The sequence below is a fragment of the Paenibacillus ginsengihumi DSM 21568 genome, assembly GCF_000380965.1.
Classification (GTDB): domain Bacteria; phylum Bacillota; class Bacilli; order Paenibacillales; family NBRC-103111; genus Paenibacillus_G; species Paenibacillus_G ginsengihumi.
Map to the genome: position 1 here is coordinate 1 of NZ_KB905588.1, position 18,277 is coordinate 18,277.

Here is an 18,277-nt window from a genome sequence, read left to right on the forward strand (position 1 = left end):
CCGGAACCGGGAACGTTACGTACAAGGACTTCTGGTCGAATGTAACCGTGAACGATTTGGTACATAAAGTCAAGCACTAACTTTGATGTTGAGCCTAAATTTATTGAAAATATCGTATACGCCGTTTTTTGAATCCTGTAAAATGGTAAGCAGGTATTATTTTGCTCATTCGACAATGCCGCTTGCGAATGTTCAGTAGCCGATCATTTTGAACCTTTTTCCTATTTGATCCGTTATATATAGTTAATGCGCTTTATTCCAACATTGTTGAGGAGGACAGGACATGGCGACGATCATCAGGGACGACGTGGAGGCCTTAAAACGCATCCAGGCCAATCTGGAGGCGTGCATCCTCGGCAAGCCCGAAGAAATCCGGCTGCTGTTGACAGCGCTTTTAGCCGGCGGACACGTGCTGCTCGAAGACGTTCCCGGCACCGGCAAAACCGTGCTGATCAAGGCTTTAGCCCGTTCGATACAAGGTACGTTCCGGCGTATTCAATGCAATCCCGATTTGCTTCCTACCGATATTACGGGCGTCTCCATCTATCACCCGCGGGATGAGGTATTCGTCTTCCGTCCGGGCCCGATCATGACCCATATTTTGCTGGCGGACGAAATCAACCGGGCAACGACCAAAACGCAATCGGCGCTGCTGGAAGCGATGGAGGAGCGCCATGTCACGGTGGACGGGGAAACGCATGAGCTGCCGCAGCCGTTCCTGCTGCTGGCGACCCAGAACCCGATCGACTTCGAAGGCACCTACACGCTGCCCGAGGCGCAGCTGGACCGCTTCATGATGAAGTTCAGCCTCGGCTATCCGGATGAGGCGACAGAGACGCGGATGATCGTCGCGCAAAGCGTCGCTCATCCGCTCGATGCGCTCGAGCCGGCGGCCAGCGTGGAGCAGATTCAGTCGCTGCAGCGGCAGGCGCGCGATGTTCACCTGGATGAAGCGGTGGCGAGCTATCTCGTATCGATGGTCCGCATGACGAGGGAGCATCCCGCCATCTTCCTCGGCGCCAGCCCGCGGGCGACGCTTGCCCTCGTGCAGGCTGCCAAAGCGCATGCCCTGCTGCAGGACAGGGATTACGTCATTCCCGACGACATCAAGTTTTTGGCCCCTTACGTGCTCGGCCACCGGATGATTTTGCAGGCGGAGGCGCGGATGGACGGGGCGACCGTGCCTGCCGTGCTGCAATCGATCTTTCAACAGCTTAAAGTTCCCGTACGATGGGAGCGATAACCGATGCTGAAGTCGCTGGCCCTAAGGAAATCGGCTGATCGGCCCCGGCTCAGCATGAAATTTTGGAGCGTTGCGGCCGCATTCGCGGCCAGCCTCGGCTTTATGCTGTTTCAGGGCGGTAAGCTGGCGTTAATGCTGTTTGTCATCGTTTCGATTTTATGCATTTATTTGCTGCTCGGCCAGTGGAGCGGCATCAAGAGAACCCAGGGGCAGCGGTCGCTGCAGCATTCGGGCGAATATACCGCGGCTCTGGAAGCGGGAAGCTCGCTCGGCGTCACCATACAGCTGCAAATTCCCGGCTTTTGGCCGATGCCGTATTTGTTCGTCAAGGACCGGCTGATCAGAAGGAACGGCGGCGAGATGGTTTTCGAAGCGACCGTCGTTCCGGATTGGCGCCGCCGCGGCGTCTGGGAATACCGGACGCCCGGACTGCGCCGCGGCTATTACAGCTTCGGGCATACGGAATGCGTGACCGAGGATATTTTCGGCCTGTTCGAGCACAGCGGCACGCTGCATCTGCCGACGAGCATTGCGGTGCTGCCCAAGACGGTGCCGATCCGCGAGTGGCAGCAGCACAACCATATGATGAAAGGCACGAATCACCATTCGACGACGACCCGCGCCGTCCGCGAGACAACGCAAATCAACGGGGTGCGGGAATACATTTACGGCGACCGGATCTCCCGCATTCACTGGAATGCGACGGCCAAGACGGGCACCTGGAAATCGAAGGAGTTCGAGCGCGAGTCGCTGCCGAAAACATTTCTCGTGCTGGACCGCGAGCTTGCGGCGTACGGCCATCCGGACCATTTCGAGCTGGGGGTGTCGACGGCCGCCTCGCTGTTCCAATACGGCGCCCAGCGGGGGCTGGCGCTCGGGCTTGTGTCGAGCGGAGCCGACGACGCCTATTTCGAACCGAAGATCGGACAAATGCAGTATAAAGCGCTGCAGCAGCATATGATCGATGTGGAAGCCGACGGCGTCAAGCCGCTGCGCCTCGTGCTGAAGGACAAGGTGAAGCAAATCCCGCCTGGCAGCTTCGTGACGGTCATCAGCCCGGGCTCGGGTGAGCCGATGTTGCAGCTGCTCGGCTGGCTGAAGCAGTCCCAGCTGAACCCGTGCCACATCTGGCTCTGCCCGCAGGCGGAGGCGGAGAGGAAGGAGGCGTGGATCGGCCAGCTGCGTTCCCGCGGAATGACGGGCTATGCCATATCTCATCTGGCCGAGCTGCCCGCGGCGTTAGGGGGGCGGGGAGCATGAACGGCATCCGCCGCTTCTGGAATTTGCTGCTGTGGCACGACTGGCCCCATCGCGCCGCCGTCCTGCTTGCGGGCCTGTTCCTCCTGCAGTTTGTGCTGTGGTTCGAGAAGGAAGAAGGGCTCTGGCTGCCGGAAACGGTGCGCATTGTTCAGCTGACGCTGCTCATCACGCTGGTGATCGAGCATATTCCGAAGCTTCACTGGCTGCTGCGCGGGGTATTCGAGCTGATCGGCATTATCGCGATCAACGTAACCGTGCTCGTGCAATACGATGTGATCGCGCCGATGACGCTCGGCAGCTTTTTTTCATCCAAATTGTTTCTGAACCTGTATCAGCTGACGCCCTACTTATGGTTCGCGCTGGGGGCATGGGTCGTTTACCTCGCGGTCGTCTGGTGGGTCGAGCTCAAATGGCGCATCTATGCGATGCTGCTGCTCAGCATTATCGCCATGTGCATCCGGGATTCGTTCTCCAGCATCTATCTGTGGCCGCAAGTGGCCGTCATCGTAGCCTGCGGGCTGTTCATGCTGATCCTCAGCCATTTCCAGCAGCTGCGCCGCAAGGACGCCGGAGCCTGGAAGCATCTGGCCGAATATCCGGCGTCGATCGCCGTGCCTGTCGTCTCGCTGATCAGCCTGACCGTCGCCGTCGGCGCGTTGATGCCGGAGATCGGCCCGCTGCTGACCGACCCGTATTCCGCCTGGAGAGCTTACCGCGGCGAGCCGCTGGCTTTCACGACGGGCAAAGGAGTGGCGGTGGCGACGCTGTCCCCGGGGGATTCGTCCTCCGGCTACAGCCGCGACGACAGCGCGCTGGGCGGCGGCTTCGATTTCGACTATTCGCCGGTCATGACCGTCGATACGACGCACCGCAGCTATTGGCGGGGTGAGGCGAAGTCGCTGTATACGGGCAAGGGCTGGGACAAGAGCGACAACGAGAGACGGTCGCCGCTGTCCGGAGTGCGCCCCGACGCCCTGCTGCCGCCTGATCCCCGTCAGCCGGCCGGCCGGCTCAAGACGGTCGAGGTCAAGCAGATCGTCACCATGCTGTCGGAGGAGCGTTTCCCCATTCTGTTCGGTTCGTACGCGATCCAGAAGCTGGAGGATGTCAACGACGCGAAAACCGATTTTGGAGGAATCGTCTGGTCCTCCCGGCAAGCGGAGCTGCGTTACGTCGACCGCGATCCGTATCCGAAACGATACACGATCGTATCCCAGATGCCGGTGATCGACGAGGATTTGCTGCGTCAGACGGGCTTTGTGCCGAATCGCGGGGAGTTCGCCGAATATCTCCAGCTGCCGGACCAGCTGCCTGAGCGCGTGCGCGAGCTGGCCGCGGAGATTACCGAGGATGCCGCCAACCCGTACGACAAGGCGAAGAGCATCGAGAAATATTTGCAGACGACGTTTACCTACAACAACCGGCCGGATTTGAGCAAAGGAAAAAGCCATGATTTGGTCGACCGGTTCCTCTTCGAAATGAAGGAAGGCTACTGCGACTATTTCTCCTCCGCGATGGCCGTCATGGCTCGATCCGTCGGCCTGCCGACGCGGTGGGTGAAGGGCTACGCCCCGGGCAGCACGATCATGGAGGAGGAGATGTTCGGCTGGACGCAGGACATGGGGCTGATCGACCCGAACGCTCCGGGGCTGTATACGGTTCGCAATTCCGACGCGCACAGCTGGGTCGAGGTGTACTTTAGCGGCTACGGCTGGATTCCGTTCGAGCCGACGGCAGGCTTCGCAATCCCGCAGCCTGTGCTGGAAGAGGAGACGGTCCCGGAGCTTGCGCCGGCTCCGACCCCGGAGGTCGAAGCGGCCCAGGAGGAAGAGCCGATCGTGCAGACGCGGCACATCGCCTGGGGCACGGTGCTTGTTTCCGCCGCCGCCATCTTGGCTTTCCTTGCCTGGAGATTCCAGCTGCTCGAGCTGCTGTCGGAGAAGGTGCGCCGCCGCCGGGCGTCGCTGCTGAAGCAGAAGGTTATCATCGAATGCGAGCGGCTGCTGCGCATTTGCCGCCGCAGCGGCTACGTCCGCGAGGAGCACGAGACGCTGCGCGAGGCGGTAATGCGGTGGACGCGCCAAAGCAAGTGGCTGAAGGACGACCTGGAGTCGGTGCTGAGCATATTTGAGAAGGCCAAATACGGAAAAACCGATATTACCGAAGACGACTTAAGGCGTACCGTCTCGATTGTCGAAAAGCTCCGTTCCCAGCTGTAGCCGAAGCCGCGCCCTGCCGGATGACGGCAATTCGCGCCGCGGGCCAGAGGCAATGCCCCGTAATACGAACAGCGCCCTTTCGGCTTCCTGCCGGGAAGCGCAAGGGCTGAGAAGTTTTCCCGACGCGGGCCCGTGCGCCGCAGGCGCCTGGGCCTGCCTGTTCTCGGCGCCGGGGCGCTTCGCGCTGTCAAGGAGGACGGCGAGCTTTGCAACAAAATGGACATCTATGGTATAGTTTGACGTATAAAGCACAAGGATCTAGAGGTGAAAGCGTTGCTCAAGAAGCTCATTCCGCGCCTGCAGGTCAACACGATCTACGATATCGATCTTGAGGCGCTGCGGAAGCAAGGGTATCGGGGCATCATTACCGACCTCGACAATACGCTGGTGGGCGCCAAGGCCCCGCTGGCTACGCCGGAATTGACCGCTTGGCTGAAGCGGGTCGGCGAGGCCGGGTTTCAGGTTGTCATCGTATCCAACAATGAGCGGAACCGGGTGAGCCGGTTCGCCGAGCCGCTGTCCATTCCTTTTATTTACAGAGCGAAGAAGCCGACGAGCGCGGCGTTTCGGCGGGCGCTGCGCATGATGAATTTGTCGGCCAAAGAGACGGTCGTCATCGGGGACCAGATGCTCACAGATGTGCTGGGGGGCAATCGGCTCGGACTTTACACGATATTGGTGCTGCCGATCTCGCGGGCGGACGAAGGCTTCTTCACCAAAGTGAACCGCCGCCTCGAGAAAGCGGCGCTGACGTTAATGAAAAGGTAGGTCGTATATCGCATATGACGGTTGAACATCCGTCCGCAGCCGCATGCAGCGGCTGCGGAGTGGCGCTGCAGACGGCATCGCCCGATCAGCTCGGCTACGTGCCGCAGAAGGCTTTGGGGCGGACGCCGGTCATTTGCCAGCGCTGTTTTCGCATCAGGCATTACAACGAAGCATCGAGCATTACGCTGAACGACGACGACTTCCTGCGGCTGCTTCATCAGGTCGGCACGACCGAGTCGCTTGTCGTCAGCATCGTCGACGTGTTCGATTTCGAAGGCAGCATGATTGCCGGCTTGTCGCGGTTTGCCGGGAAGAACCCGGTCATTCTGGTCGTCAATAAAATCGATCTGCTGCCGAAGGTAACCAATTATAACCGAATCGTGAACTGGGTGCAGCGGCAGGCGAAAGAGGCGGGGCTGCGGGTCGTCCAGGTCGTGCTTTGCTCGGCGAAGAAAAACATGGGCTTCGATCGGGTGATCGAGGCGATCGAGCGCTTCCGGGGCGGCCGCAGCGTCTATGTCGTCGGCGCGACCAATGTCGGCAAGTCGACGCTGATCAACCGGCTGATCCGGGATTACAGCGACTTGGACGCCGAGCTGACCGTCTCGCAGTATCCGGGGACGACGCTCGATCTCGTCGCCATTCCGCTGGACGACGGCGCCTCGATCATCGATACGCCCGGCATCGTGTACCGGCACCGGCTGACCGAGCTTGTCTGCAAGAAAGATCTCGGCGCGCTGCTTCCGGACAAGCCGATCAAGCCGCTCGTGTACCAGCTGAACGAGCGGCAGACGCTGTTTTTCGGCGGACTGGCGCGCTTCGATTTCGAGCGGGGCGAGCGCCAGTCGTTTACGGTAAACGTGTCCAATGCGATCGCAGGCAGTGTGCACAGGACGAAGCTGGAGAGAGCCGACGCCTTGTACGAGGAGCACCGCGGCGGGCTGCTTTCGCCGCCGGATAAGGAAGGGCTCGAGCTGCTGCCGCCGTGGACGAAGCATTCGATCCGCATTCCCCGCGGCATGAAGCAGGATATCAGCATCTCGGGCCTCGGCTGGATTGCCGCGAGCAGCGCCGTCGGCGCGGATATTACCGTTCATGCGCCCAAAGGGGTCAAGGTAACGGTGCGCGATTCGATCATTTAAGAATAGGAAAGCTTCGTCCGCGAAGCTTTCTTTTGCAGTATTTCGCAGTATTTTGGGGGAGGAACGCTGGGGTCATGGGGATAGATAAGCTGGACAGCCACACCGTCATGTACGGCGTATTCGGAGATCCGATCCGCCATTCGAAATCGCCGATTATGCTGAACCGGGCGTTCGCGGCGAGCGGGCTGAACGCGGCCTATGCCGCGTTTCATATTTTGCCGGGGACGCTGAAGGAGGCGGTGGCGGGAATTCGCGCGCTCGGCTTCCGCGGCGTGAACGTGACGATCCCGCACAAGGTCGAGGTCATGTCGTATTTGGACGAGATCGACGAAGGGGCGCAGGCGATCGGGGCGGTCAATACGATCGTCAACGAAGGCGGGAAGCTGATCGGCTACAATACGGACGGCATCGGATACGTCCGTTCGCTCAAGGAAGAAACGGGCATCCGCCTTAAGGGCAAGAAGGTGCTGATGATCGGCGCGGGCGGCGCGGCCCGCGGCGTAGGGTATGCGCTGGCCCGGGAAGGCGCGGCGCACCTGTTCATCGCCAACCGGACGAAAGCGAAGGCCGACGAGCTGGCCGCCTCGATGAGCGCGTTCGCCAGCGCCTCGAGCCATGGAACCGACGAGCTGCAGCAGCTCGCCGCCGAGGCGGATCTGATCGTCAACAATACGTCGCTCGGCATGCACCCGGACGTGGACAGCACTCCGATGCCGGCGGAATGGATTCGCCCGGGCACGGTAGCCAGCGACCTGGTGTATAACCCGCTGGTCACCCGTTTCCTGCGCGAGGCCCAAGCCCGCGGCGCCATCGCTCACAGCGGGCTTGGCATGTTCGTATATCAGGGCGCCTATGCCTTCGAATATTGGACCGGTTTGCCTGCTCCCGTTGCGGCGATGCGCGAGGTCGTCGAACGCTCTTTTAACGAAACTACGAATTGAGGTTGAATCTACATCATGCTGACAGGCAAACAGAAACGGTATTTGCGCTCGCTGGCGCATCATCTCAATCCGATCTTTCAGGTCGGCAAAGGCGGGGTGAACGATCATCTGATTCGCCATATCGCGGAAGCGATCGAGGTACGGGAACTGATGAAGGTGTCCGTGCTGAACAACTGTATGGACGACCCCCGCGAGATCGCCGACGAGCTGGCGCGGGGCGCGGAAGCCGAGGTCGTTCAGGTGATCGGCAAAACGATCGTGCTGTACAAGGAATCGCGCGATCACAAGACCATCGAGCTGCCGCGATAACGGTGCGAAATGGGGGATGGGGATGAAGGTCGGGCTGATGGGCGGAACGTTTGACCCGATTCATATCGGTCATCTCGTTGCCGCCGAATGCGCGGCCGAGACGGCCGGCCTCGACGAAGTATGGTTCATGCCGACGAACGTGCCGCCGCACAAGGACAGGGCGCCGGGGGCGACGCCCAAGCAGCGGCTGGAGATGGTTCGGCTGGCGACAGACGGACATCCGAAATTTCGGACGAGCGATATCGAACTGGCGAAGGGCGGCATATCCTACAGTGTAGAGACGGTGTCGCTGCTTAAGCAGCGCTATCCCGAGCACTCGTTTTACTATATCATCGGAGCGGATATGGTCCGCTATTTGCCCAAATGGTACAAGATCGAGGAGCTTGTGCGGATGGTCCGCTTTATCGGCCTGAACCGTCCGGGCTACGAGCCGGACCTGGCCGAAGCGGACGAGCTTGTGCGCCAGGCGGTGCAGCTCGCGGAGATGCCGCCGATCGACTTGTCCTCGACCTGCATCCGCAGCCGGAGCGCTTCCGCCTTAAGCATCCGGTATCTGGTTCCCGATCGGGTGAGGGAGTATATCGAGGTGAACCGTATTTATGAAACGTGAAGACATCATCGAGTCGGTCCGCTCGCAAATGCCCGAGCGGCGCTGGCAGCATACGCTCGGCGTCATGGAGACGGCCATCCAGCTGGCAAACCGGTACGGGGCCGACCCGGACAAGGCCGAGCTGGCGGCGATTTTGCACGATGTGTGCAAGTATTGGCCGGTGGAGGAGCAGGCGCGAATCATTCGCGAGCACGGATTGCCGGCCGAACTGCTGGATTATGACAAGGAGCTGTGGCACGCCCACGCGGGGGCTTTCGTCGCCAAGGACCGCTACGGAGTGGCCGACGAGGAAGTGCTGGATGCGATCCGTTATCATACATCCGGCCGCGAGCGGATGACGCTGCTGGAGAAGGTCGTCTGTCTGGCCGATTATATCGAGCCCGGAAGGGACTTCCCGAACGTGAATAATATCCGGGAAATCGCCGAACATAGTTTAGAGAAGGCACTTATTGCCGGATTTAGCGGCACGATTGCTTTTTTGCTGGAGAAAGGAAAAAAGATATATCCGCTGACGATGCAGGCCAGAAACAGCCTGATCGACGAAGTGAAGTTAAAGGAGGAGCATGCATGACCATTCACCCCGATGAGCTTATGAGCCTTGTTGTCGATGCGGCCGAGAATAAAAAGGCGATCGACCTGATCGCTCTCGATCTGCAGGGCATTTCGCCAGTGGCCGATTATTTCGTGATTTGCCACGGCAATTCCGAAACCCAGGTGCAGGCCATTGCCACCGAAATCCGCAAAAAAGCGGAGGAGCAGGGCGTGCGAATACGCGGGCTGGAAGGGATGGATACCGCGCGCTGGGTGCTCGTCGATCTCGGGGATGTAGTGGCGCATGTGTTTCACCGCGACGACCGGGAATATTACAACATCGAGCGTCTGTGGTCGGATGCGAAAGTGGTTGAACGAGTATGAAGCTTCAGACAGGGACGGTCGTTACGCTGAAGGTGGCGCGGGAAGTGTCGCCGCACGGTTTTTTTCTGACGGACGGCGGGCAGGACGTGCTGCTGCATTACAGCGAGGTCGTCGGCGAGGTGAAGCCGGGGGACGACGTGAGCGTATTCCTGTTCCACGATACCGAGGACCGGCTTGCGGCAACGATGAAGCAGCCGCTCATCCGCATGGGCGAGGTGGCGCTGCTGGAAGTGGTCGATATTCATCCGCGCTTCGGCTGTTTTCTCGAGATGGGGCTCGGGCGCAATCTGCTGCTGCCATACAGCGAGCTGCCCGAGCTTCCCGAGGTGCAGCCGCAGGTCGGGGACAAGGTGTTCGTTCAGCTGGACCGCGACAAGGCGGGCCGGCTGCTGGCCAAGCTGGCGGGGGAGGAGGCGCTCAAGCGGCTCTGCTTCCCTGCGCCGGCCAGCTGGCGCAACACCTGGGTAGCCGCCAGAGTGTACAAGCCGCTGAAAATCGGCACCTTCGTCGTCTGCGACGGAGGCGTCGTCGGCTTCGGCGTGATCGGCATGATCCATCCGTCCGAGCGGGTGCGGCCGCTGCGGCTCGGCGAGGAGGTGCAGGTGCGCGTTACCTTCGTTCGCGACGACGGCAACGTCAATTTGTCGATGCGCCCGCCAAAGCAGATCGGTCGGGACGAGGACGCCGAGCGTCTGCTCGCCTTTCTGCGGGAGCGCCCGAACGGGGCGATGCCTTACTCGGACGAGACGCCTGCCGACCTGATTCAGAAGCGCTTTGGGATCAGCAAATCGGCGTTCAAACGGGCGCTGGGCAAGCTGATGAAGGAAGGCGCCGTCTACCAGCAGGGCAGCTGGACCTATTTGAAGCAGCAGGAGCAGCAAGAGCAGCAGCCGGTTTCCGATTAAAGCGAAAAGGCCGGCTCGGTTGCGTTCGCTGTGAGTCAGGAGGATTCGCCAGTGGCATACCAGCGTTTCGCTTATCATTACGACCGTCTGATGGAAGATATGCCTTACCCCGACTGGATCGCCTTCGCGCGGCAGTGCTGGGACAAGTTCGGCCAGCCGCGCACCGTGGTCGATCTCGGCTGCGGCACGGGCAGCATCTCGATTCCGCTGGCCCGGCTCGGCTACGACGTCACCGGCATCGATCTGTCGGAAGATATGCTGGCCGTGGCGCAGCACAAGGCGGAGGAAGCCGCGAGGCGCGAGCCTTTTCCGCCGGGAGGCGCAGTTCGCTGGCTGCAGCAGGATATGAGGGAGTGGGAGCTTGGCCGTCCGGCTGACGCTGTCATCTCGTTTTGCGACTGCTTCAACTACTTGCTGGAGGAAGAGGACATCGCGCAGACGATTCGCCAGGTGTATGAGGGATTAAAGCCCGGGGGCGTGTTCGCGTTCGATATGCATACGCCTTATTTGCTGCAGCATTATTACGAGTCGCAGCCGTTTCTTCTGAACGAGGACGATATCGCTTATATTTGGACGTGCGATTTCGACCCGGGCCGCTGCGAGATCGAGCATGCGCTGACGATTTTCGTTCAGGAGAATCAGCTGTCTGAGCTGGGCTCCGACGACGCGGTCAAGCAGCGGTTCGAGCGGGTGGAGGAATATCACGTGCAGCGCGCCTACCCGCTGGAATGGGTGAGGCAGACGCTGAAGGACGCGGGCTTCAGCATAACGGAATGCGCGGCGGATTTCCTGTGGAAGCCGCCGACGGAGACGACGCAGCGTGCGTTTTTCGTCGCGGTCAAATGACGCCTTAAGAGCCGATGCCGTCAGCTAAGCCGCCAAATCAGCTGGGCGATGCTGAGAATGATGCCCCACAGCGGCAGGGAAAGCGCAATGCCGCTTACGATGCCGTTCATAAGGCCAACTCCTTCCCTGGTAAAATGGGGATGCGATTACTACCCAGTTTGCCCGGAACGGCCTGTTTCAAAACGTGTTCCTGCAGGAGCATGCCGCCAGCCGTCGCTTTAGGGCTGCCCGGCTTGTCATTTGGCGCATCGCCTTGCGGCAGACGTCATCCGCTACGATACTTGACAGCGGCATGGTGTTTGCATATAATCATAGCAATTGCAATATGTGCCAGCGGCGTTGACAGGAAGCAGTAACTCCGTGCCATGGAGACAGAGAACCGGCGTTCGGTGCAAGCCGGTCTATGGGCAGAGCGAACTCGTCCTGGAGCCAGAAGGGGAAAGGGAAGGCGATTTTGGCGTGTGGACGCGCGCTGCCGCCGCGACCGAGTAACCGGATCGCAGGCCCTGCGTTATAGGGCAAGAGTGAACGGGGGCGAAGCACGCCTGCCGTTAACTAGGGTGGTACCGCGGGATCAAACCTCTCGTCCCTAGCTTTGGCTAGAGATGGGAGGTTTTTTTGAATGTTGCGGAAAGTTCAACTTTGCTAAAGCGAAGGGAGACTTGCTGTACCAGGAAAAACTACCGTTAAACCGCGGTCGCTCTTCCTTGAATGGACGTCGATAGACGTTTTTCTTAACGTTGCAGAAAGGTTAACGGGAAAATCGCAAGCGTTGATATTGTCTGGAGGAGGACGTTCATCATCATGAGTCAGGAAACGAAAGCAGCAAGCGAGACGAGAGAGGCGCAGGGCTACAGCCCGCAAACGATCGAGCCGAAATGGCAGAAGTACTGGGAAGAGCATAAAACGTTCAAGGTGCTGGACGACGACAGCAAGCCGAAGTTTTATGCGCTTGACATGTTCCCGTATCCTTCCGGAGCGGGGCTGCACGTAGGCCATCCGGAAGGCTATACGGCGACCGACATCGTATCCCGTTACAAGCGGATGCGCGGGTACAATGTGCTTCACCCAATGGGCTGGGACGCCTTCGGCCTGCCGGCGGAGCAGCATGCGCTCGATACCGGGCAGCATCCGCGCGACATTACGATCAAGAACATCGACAATTTCCGCCGCCAAATCAAGTCGCTCGGCTTCTCTTACGACTGGGACCGCGAGTTCAGCACGACCGACCCGGATTATTACAAGTGGACGCAATGGATTTTCACCAAGCTTTATGAACGGGGCCTCGCTTATGTCGACGAGGTGCCGGTTAACTGGTGTCCGGCGCTCGGCACGGTGCTGGCGAACGAGGAGGTCATCGACGGCAAAAGCGAGCGCGGCGGCCATCCGGTCATCCGCAAGCCGATGCGCCAATGGGTGCTGAAGATTACCGAATATGCGGAACGGCTGCTCGAGGATTTGGAGGAGCTCGACTGGTCGGAAAGCATCAAGGACATGCAACGCAACTGGATCGGCAAATCGAAGGGCGCGGAAGTGACGTTCGCCATCGATGGACACGAGGGCAAGAGCCTCAAGGTGTTCACGACCCGGCCGGACACGCTGTTCGGCGCGACTTACTGTGTGCTTGCGCCTGAGCATGAGCTGACGAGCCTGATTGCGACGCCGGAGCAGGCGGAGGCGGTCAAGGAATATCAGGAACGCGCCGCTCGCAAGAGCGACCTGGAGCGTACCGACCTGGCAAAAGAGAAGACCGGCGTGTTCACCGGAGCGTATGCGGTTAACCCGGTAAACGGCGCGAAGGTGCCGATCTGGATCGCCGATTACGTGCTGGCCGGTTACGGAACGGGCGCGATCATGGCGGTGCCGGGCCACGATCAGCGCGACTGGGAGTTCGCCAAGCAGTACGACCTGCCGATCATCGAGGTCGTCAAGGGCGGAGACTTGCAGAAGGAAGCGTTCGCCGGCGACGGCGAGCATGTGAACTCGGATTTCCTGAACGGACTGAGCAACGAGCAGGCTATCGCCAAAATGATCGAATGGCTTGAAGCAAACGGCAAAGGGCAGGGAAAAGTATCGTACCGGCTGCGCGACTGGCTGTTCAGCCGCCAGCGCTACTGGGGCGAGCCGATCCCGATTCTGCATCTGGAGGACGGCACGATGAAGACCGTGCCGGAGGATCAGCTTCCGCTCCTGCTGCCGGAGGTCGACGAGATCAAGCCTTCCGGCACCGGCGAATCGCCGCTGGCCAACGTGACGGAGTGGGTCAACACCGTCGATCCGGAGACGGGGATGAAAGCCCGCCGCGAGACGAATACGATGCCGCAGTGGGCGGGCAGCTGCTGGTACTATCTGCGGTTTATCGATCCGAAGAACGACAAGGAGATCTGCTCCAAGGAGCTGCAGCGCAAATGGCTGCCGGTCGACCTGTATATCGGCGGAGCCGAGCATGCCGTGCTCCATCTGCTCTACGCCCGCTTCTGGCACAAGGTGCTGTACGATCTCGGCGTCGTGGAGACGAAGGAGCCGTTCCACAAGCTGGTGAACCAGGGCATGATTCTCGGCGAGAACATGGAGAAAATGAGCAAGTCCCGCGGCAATGTCGTCAATCCGGACGATATCGTCCGCGACTACGGCGCGGATACGCTGCGTCTGTACGAGATGTTCATGGGGCCGCTCGAGGCGACGAAGCCGTGGAACACGAACGGCGTCGACGGCGCGTTCCGCTTCCTGAACCGGGTATGGCGCCTGTTCGTCGCAGAGGACGGCTCGCTCAGCGCGAAAATTCGCGCCGACGAGGAGCTCGGCAGCGAAGCGTTCAAGCGGATCTGGCACCGCACGATCAAGAAGGTGACGGACGATTTCGAGCATCTGCGCTTCAATACGGCGATCAGCCAGCTGATGATTTTCGTCAACGAAGCGTACAAGACGGAGCGTCTGCCCAAGGCGGCTATGGAGAACTTCGTGCAGATGCTGTCCCCGCTCGCGCCGCATTTGGCGGAGGAGCTGTGGGAGAAGCTGGGGCATGACGGATCGATCACCTACGTGCCTTGGCCGAGTTACGACGAAGCCTGGACGGTGGACAACGAAGTGGAGATCGTCGTCCAGGTCAACGGCAAAATCGCCGAGCGCGCGATGATCGCCGCCGATGCCGACGAAGCCGCCATGCAGGAGCTGGCGCTCGGCTTGCCTAAGGTGAAGGAGCTGACAGCGGGCAAGACGATCCGCAAAGTGATTGCAGTCAAGGGCAAGCTGGTCAATATCGTCGCGAACTAATCGTCAAGCTGGATTTCCGGTCGGGCATCCGGACGCTTGACGGCAAACAAAAAACCGCTTCTCTTTTCCGTTCGGGAAAAAAGGGGGCGGTTCATATTCGGAAAAGCGTGAAAGCATCGCGTTTACTCGACCTTGGTGCCGAAAAATCGGGCTTCCACCTTTTCCACATCTTCTTCGTATTTCAAATGAGTTGTGCGAATCAGGTCGTGAAAAACCTCGCACAGCTCATTTTCCATTATACGGAGTCCTTCGGCGGTAATTCCGCCGGGCACTGTCACTTTTTTCTGCAGGGTAGCGGGGGTGAACCCTCCGGTCGTCAGCAGCTGGCCGGTGCCGAGCGTCATTTCGCTGGCCAGGCGCGTTGCCTCCTCCTCCGGGATGCCGGTAATGTCGACCGCCGCCTGAATGAATTTTTGCAGGAAAAAGGATAAGAAAGCGGGACCGCAGCTCGAAAGATCGGACGATACGCGGGTATAGTCCTCGTCAATGCGGACCGGCGCGCTGATATGAGAGAGCAAATTTTCGAGCAGCTCGATGTCCTCCGGAAGCATGCGGTTGCCGTAAACGCACAGGGTTGCGCCGCTCAGCACGTAATTGGTCACGCTCGGAATCACCTTGGCGATTTTGCAGCGCAGCATCTCCTCCAAGTGGCGAACGAGCACCGGGCTTGTGATCGACACGACGATCTGCTCCGGCCTGACTGCGGCGTGAATGTCGTCAATCACCGCTTTGTACTCGGAGGGCTTGATGCATAGAAAGATGACATCGGCGCTCGCGGCTGCTTCTTTATTGGAGCGGGCGACGTAAAGACCGGGATAGCTCTCGGACAATCGTTCCGCTTTGGCAATGGTGCGGTTGGTCGCCGCAATTTGTTCCGGAGCGACTGCGCCGGATCTGATGAACGCTTCGATGAGAATGCTGCCCATGCTGCCGGTACCGATGAATCCAATTCTCATGATCATCCCTCCTGGAAAATATTGCACCTTTTTGATTGTATGCTGCCGCAGCTTAAATCATGCCGATGAACATGTGAATGGCGATGAAGAAAATGCAAAAATGTGCGAAAGGAGCACAAAGCGCCGATGAAAGGAGAACGATACTGGATGCTGTGGGGAACGGGAATGCTGGCCGCCTTCCTGTTGATGGGCGGAATGTGGTCCGCCATGTCGATGACGGACGATGAGCAGCTCGGATGGAAGCCGGTGAACGAGGCGATGAGTGAGCTGCTGCAGCAGGGGCAGGGCGGCGAAGGGGCAGGAGGGCAGCCGAAGGCGGCGTCGCCTGCGGAGGTGCCGGCGGGCTCCGGGCAGGCGGGAAGTCAGCCGGCCGATCCGTCCGCCGGCAATCCTGGAGTGCCGGCAAACGGCGGGGCGAATACGGAGCAGCCGACGGGGGGCGAAGCGAAGGATGGCGCCGCAGCGCCGCCGGTGCCGGGGCAGCAAGCAGGGCTGCCAGGAAACGTCCAACCGGCTGTCGGCCAGGTGCAAGACGGTCAGCAGCCAACCGGCCAACCGCAAGTTACTCAGCCGCCAGCCGGTCAATCGCAAGGAAGTCAGCAGCCAACTGGCCAACCGCCGGCCGGTCAGCCTGCATCATCGCCGCAGCAGCAAGCAGGTCCCCCCTCAGCCGGTCAGCCGTCTATGGAAGCGCCTGCCTCATCCCGCGCGGACGACGGCAAAATCAATCTGAATACGGCGACGGCCGAGCAGCTCGACGCTTTGCCGGGCATCGGCGAGAGCCGGGCGAAGGCGATCCTGGAGGTTCGCGAGCGGCTGGGCGGGCGGTTTACGCGGGTCGAGCAGCTGCTCGAGGTCAAAGGCATCGGGGAGAAGATGCTGGAGAAGATCAGGCCGCACGTGACGCTCGATTAGCGGGCAGCAAGGCCGCGCGGAATAAGGGGATCCGGGCATGGCGGACGATCAATCTATGCTTTTGTTTTCTCGATATTTGTGAGAAAATAGATTAGATTTAGAATTCACTTCCAGATGTAAAGGGGAGGCTTATCCATATGTCGCAGGAGCGCAAGCTAGCGCTGGAAACGTTGGCCGTACATGGCGGCCAGGAAATCGACCCGGCAACGATGTCCCGCGCGGTGCCGATCTATCAGACGACGTCCTACGGCTTCAGAGATGCGGATCATGCCGCGGATTTGTTCGCGCTGAAGGAGTTCGGGAATATCTATACCCGGATCATGAACCCGACGAACGATGTGTTCGAGAAGCGCGTCGCCGCGCTGGAAGGCGGAGCCGCGGCGCTGGCCGTCTCGTCCGGGATGGCGGCGATCACCTATTCGATCCTGAACATCGCCGGGGCGGGAGACGAGATCGTGTCTTCCTCCAGCCTGTACGGCGGAACGTACAATTTGTTCGCCATCACGCTGCCGAAGCTCGGGATCAAGGTCCGGTTCGTCGATTCGAGCGATCCGAACAACTTCCGCGAGGCGATCAATGACAAGACGAAAGCCGTCTTTGCCGAGACGATCGGCAACCCGCGAGGCGACGTGCTCGATATCGCGGCGGTCGCCGATATCGCGCACGAGCACGGCGTGCCGCTCATCATTGACAACACGTTCCCGAGCCCTTATCTGTGCCGTCCGATCGAGCACGGGGCCGACATCGTCGTGCATTCGGCGACCAAGTTTATCGGCGGACACGGCACGTCCATCGGCGGCATCATCGTCGACGGCGGCAAGTTCGACTGGAAGAGCTCCGGCAAATTCCCGGGCCTGACCGAGCCGGATCCGAGCTATCACGGAGTCGTCTATACGGATGCCGTCGGCCCGATCGCCTATGTTATCAAAGCGCGCGTGCAGTTGCTTAGAGATATGGGGGCGGCGCTCTCGCCGTTCAATTCCTTCCTGCTGCTGCAGGGGTTAGAAACGCTTCATCTCCGCATGGAGCGCCACAGCTCCAATGCGTTGGAAGTAGCGAAATTCCTGGAGGCGAACGAAGCCGTCGAGTGGGTCAGCTACGCCGGCCTGCCGAGCCATCCTTCCTACGAGCTTGCTCAAAAATATTTGCCGAAGGGGCAGGGCGCGATTTTGACCTTCGGCATCAAGGGCGGCGTCAGCGCCGGACGCAAGGTGATCGAGAACGTGAAGCTGTTCTCGCATCTGGCGAACGTCGGCGATTCCAAATCGCTGATTATTCATCCTGCCAGCACGACGCATCAGCAGCTGTCTGAGGAAGAGCAGGTATCCGCAGGCGTATCGCCAGGCATGATCCGGCTCTCGATCGGTACGGAAGCGATCTCGGACATTCTGCACGATCTGGATCAGGCGATTCAGGCCAGCCAGCGCTAAGGTGGGCCTTATGGCAGCGCGAAAAGACTGGGATACGTACTTCATGGATATCGCTTACATGGCTTCAACCCGCTCGCAGTGCAACCGCCGCCATGTCGGCGCCGTGCTCGTGCAGGGCAAAAAGCTGCTCGGCACAGCTTATAACGGCGCGCCCATGGGCGTTCCCGATTGCTCGGAGGCCGGGTGCATGCTGGTGGAAGAAATCGAGCTCGAGGTGAAGGACGGGCAGGAGACGGTTGTCAAGAAGCAGCGCTGCATCCGCACGATTCATGCGGAGCAAAACCTGCTGCTGTTCACCGACAGGGAAGACCGCGAAGGGGCGACCGTCTACGTGACCGACCAGCCCTGCTGGACGTGCGCCAATATGCTTGCTAACAGCGGCATTGCCGAGATCGTGTTCCACCGTCCTTATCCGAAGGACGACGGCAAGGTTCGCCTGCTGATGGAGCAGCGGGGCATCGCGTTCCGCCAACTGTCCGGGTACGAGCCGCCGGCGGGCACGCTTGCGGAAGTCATCAATTAATACACGCCTATGCCGGGGCGAT

Annotated in this window: 18 protein-coding genes; 17 read left to right on the plus strand and 1 reads right to left on the minus strand. The window is 60.0% G+C overall.

All coding sequences use genetic code 11. The annotated features are described in order from the left end of the window. The first annotated feature begins 283 nt into the window (after positions 1-283). From F591_RS0118205 to leuS, 14 genes are all read left to right on the plus strand, one after another. The gene (locus tag F591_RS0118205) at positions 284-1,243 is read left to right on the plus strand and encodes an AAA family ATPase (RefSeq protein WP_019536053.1); all 960 of its coding nucleotides are present in this window, start codon (positions 284-286) and stop codon (positions 1,241-1,243) included. Between the two features lie 3 nt (positions 1,244-1,246). Continuing rightward, on the plus strand, positions 1,247-2,503 hold the full coding sequence (locus F591_RS0118210; RefSeq protein ID WP_019536054.1) for a DUF58 domain-containing protein: 1,257 nt from the start codon (positions 1,247-1,249) through the stop codon (positions 2,501-2,503). Next, complete coding sequence (locus F591_RS0118215; RefSeq protein ID WP_019536055.1) at positions 2,500-4,722, plus strand: transglutaminase TgpA family protein; 2,223 nt, start codon at positions 2,500-2,502, stop codon at positions 4,720-4,722. The genes F591_RS0118210 and F591_RS0118215 overlap by 4 nt, the downstream gene beginning before the upstream one ends. Positions 4,723-4,995: 273 nt before the next feature. Continuing rightward, positions 4,996-5,490: a YqeG family HAD IIIA-type phosphatase gene (locus F591_RS0118220; RefSeq protein WP_026326713.1), complete on the plus strand. Its 495-nt coding sequence runs from the start codon at positions 4,996-4,998 to the stop codon at positions 5,488-5,490. Positions 5,491-5,504: 14 nt separating this feature from the next. After that, complete coding sequence (gene yqeH, locus F591_RS0118225) at positions 5,505-6,632, plus strand: ribosome biogenesis GTPase YqeH (RefSeq protein ID WP_019536057.1); 1,128 nt, start codon at positions 5,505-5,507, stop codon at positions 6,630-6,632. 74 nt (positions 6,633-6,706) lie between these two features. Continuing rightward, complete coding sequence (locus F591_RS0118230; RefSeq protein ID WP_019536058.1) at positions 6,707-7,573, plus strand: shikimate dehydrogenase; 867 nt, start codon at positions 6,707-6,709, stop codon at positions 7,571-7,573. 15 nt (positions 7,574-7,588) lie between these two features. After that, complete coding sequence (gene yhbY, locus F591_RS0118235) at positions 7,589-7,882, plus strand: ribosome assembly RNA-binding protein YhbY (RefSeq protein WP_019536059.1); 294 nt, start codon at positions 7,589-7,591, stop codon at positions 7,880-7,882. Between the two features lie 22 nt (positions 7,883-7,904). Further along, complete coding sequence (locus F591_RS0118240; protein ID WP_019536060.1) at positions 7,905-8,492, plus strand: nicotinate-nucleotide adenylyltransferase; 588 nt, start codon at positions 7,905-7,907, stop codon at positions 8,490-8,492. Then, positions 8,482-9,063 carry a bis(5'-nucleosyl)-tetraphosphatase (symmetrical) YqeK gene (gene yqeK, locus F591_RS0118245; protein WP_019536061.1) on the plus strand — a complete coding sequence of 194 codons (582 nt, stop codon included), beginning with the start codon at positions 8,482-8,484 and terminating at the stop codon, positions 9,061-9,063. Before F591_RS0118240 ends, yqeK begins: the two co-directional genes overlap by 11 nt. Next, complete coding sequence (rsfS, locus tag F591_RS0118250) at positions 9,060-9,407, plus strand: ribosome silencing factor (protein WP_019536062.1); 348 nt, start codon at positions 9,060-9,062, stop codon at positions 9,405-9,407. The genes yqeK and rsfS overlap by 4 nt, the downstream gene beginning before the upstream one ends. Continuing rightward, positions 9,404-10,312, plus strand: a complete 909-nt coding sequence (locus tag F591_RS0118255) for a CvfB family protein (protein WP_019536063.1) — start codon at positions 9,404-9,406, stop codon at positions 10,310-10,312. The genes rsfS and F591_RS0118255 overlap by 4 nt, the downstream gene beginning before the upstream one ends. Before the next feature lie 51 nt (positions 10,313-10,363). Continuing rightward, positions 10,364-11,158: a class I SAM-dependent DNA methyltransferase gene (locus F591_RS0118260; protein ID WP_019536064.1), complete on the plus strand. Its 795-nt coding sequence runs from the start codon at positions 10,364-10,366 to the stop codon at positions 11,156-11,158. Between the two features lie 360 nt (positions 11,159-11,518). Beyond that, a complete protein-coding gene (locus F591_RS33315; protein WP_281166712.1) occupies positions 11,519-11,650 on the plus strand; it encodes a hypothetical protein in 132 nt (43 codons plus the stop codon). A gap of 312 nt (positions 11,651-11,962) precedes the next feature. Next, positions 11,963-14,431 carry a leucine--tRNA ligase gene (gene leuS / locus F591_RS0118270; protein WP_019536066.1) on the plus strand — a complete coding sequence of 823 codons (2,469 nt, stop codon included), beginning with the start codon at positions 11,963-11,965 and terminating at the stop codon, positions 14,429-14,431. Positions 14,432-14,553: 122 nt separating this feature from the next. Here the strand turns inward: leuS and comER are convergent, their stop codons facing one another. Further along, positions 14,554-15,387: a late competence protein ComER gene (comER, locus tag F591_RS0118275; RefSeq protein WP_019536067.1), complete on the minus strand. Its 834-nt coding sequence runs from the start codon at positions 15,385-15,387 to the stop codon at positions 14,554-14,556. Positions 15,388-15,513: 126 nt separating this feature from the next. Here comER and F591_RS32375 point away from each other — a divergent pair, with 126 nt between their 5' ends. The 3 genes from F591_RS32375 (at position 15,514) to F591_RS0118290 (ending at position 18,255) form a co-directional block, all read left to right on the plus strand. Further along, on the plus strand, positions 15,514-16,302 hold the full coding sequence (locus tag F591_RS32375) for a ComEA family DNA-binding protein (protein ID WP_211217603.1): 789 nt from the start codon (positions 15,514-15,516) through the stop codon (positions 16,300-16,302). A 137-nt stretch (positions 16,303-16,439) separates the two neighbouring features. Further along, positions 16,440-17,732: a homocysteine synthase gene (locus tag F591_RS0118285; protein ID WP_019536069.1), complete on the plus strand. Its 1,293-nt coding sequence runs from the start codon at positions 16,440-16,442 to the stop codon at positions 17,730-17,732. Between the two features lie 10 nt (positions 17,733-17,742). Beyond that, the gene (locus F591_RS0118290; RefSeq protein ID WP_019536070.1) at positions 17,743-18,255 is read left to right on the plus strand and encodes a deoxycytidylate deaminase; all 513 of its coding nucleotides are present in this window, start codon (positions 17,743-17,745) and stop codon (positions 18,253-18,255) included. Positions 18,256-18,277: the final 22 nt, after the last annotated feature.

What these genes read in the sequence shown, in the direction of transcription:
- F591_RS0118205 (WP_019536053.1), top strand. Translation starts at nt 284, where the DNA reads ATGGCGACGATCATCAGGGACGACGTGGAGGCCTTAAAACGCATCCAG.
- F591_RS0118210 (WP_019536054.1), top strand. Translation starts at nt 1,247, where the DNA reads ATGCTGAAGTCGCTGGCCCTAAGGAAATCGGCTGATCGGCCCCGGCTC.
- F591_RS0118215 (WP_019536055.1), top strand. Translation starts at nt 2,500, where the DNA reads ATGAACGGCATCCGCCGCTTCTGGAATTTGCTGCTGTGGCACGACTGG.
- yqeH (WP_019536057.1), top strand. Translation starts at nt 5,505, where the DNA reads ATGACGGTTGAACATCCGTCCGCAGCCGCATGCAGCGGCTGCGGAGTG.
- F591_RS0118230 (WP_019536058.1), top strand. Translation starts at nt 6,707, where the DNA reads ATGGGGATAGATAAGCTGGACAGCCACACCGTCATGTACGGCGTATTC.
- yhbY (WP_019536059.1), top strand. Translation starts at nt 7,589, where the DNA reads ATGCTGACAGGCAAACAGAAACGGTATTTGCGCTCGCTGGCGCATCAT.
- F591_RS0118240 (WP_019536060.1), top strand. Translation starts at nt 7,905, where the DNA reads ATGAAGGTCGGGCTGATGGGCGGAACGTTTGACCCGATTCATATCGGT.
- yqeK (WP_019536061.1), top strand. Translation starts at nt 8,482, where the DNA reads ATGAAACGTGAAGACATCATCGAGTCGGTCCGCTCGCAAATGCCCGAG.
- rsfS (WP_019536062.1), top strand. Translation starts at nt 9,060, where the DNA reads ATGACCATTCACCCCGATGAGCTTATGAGCCTTGTTGTCGATGCGGCC.
- F591_RS0118255 (WP_019536063.1), top strand. Translation starts at nt 9,404, where the DNA reads ATGAAGCTTCAGACAGGGACGGTCGTTACGCTGAAGGTGGCGCGGGAA.
- leuS (WP_019536066.1), top strand. Translation starts at nt 11,963, where the DNA reads ATGAGTCAGGAAACGAAAGCAGCAAGCGAGACGAGAGAGGCGCAGGGC.
- comER (WP_019536067.1), bottom strand. Translation starts at nt 15,387, where the DNA reads ATGAGAATTGGATTCATCGGTACCGGCAGCATGGGCAGCATTCTCATC.
- F591_RS32375 (WP_211217603.1), top strand. Translation starts at nt 15,514, where the DNA reads ATGAAAGGAGAACGATACTGGATGCTGTGGGGAACGGGAATGCTGGCC.
- F591_RS0118285 (WP_019536069.1), top strand. Translation starts at nt 16,440, where the DNA reads ATGTCGCAGGAGCGCAAGCTAGCGCTGGAAACGTTGGCCGTACATGGC.
- F591_RS0118290 (WP_019536070.1), top strand. Translation starts at nt 17,743, where the DNA reads ATGGCAGCGCGAAAAGACTGGGATACGTACTTCATGGATATCGCTTAC.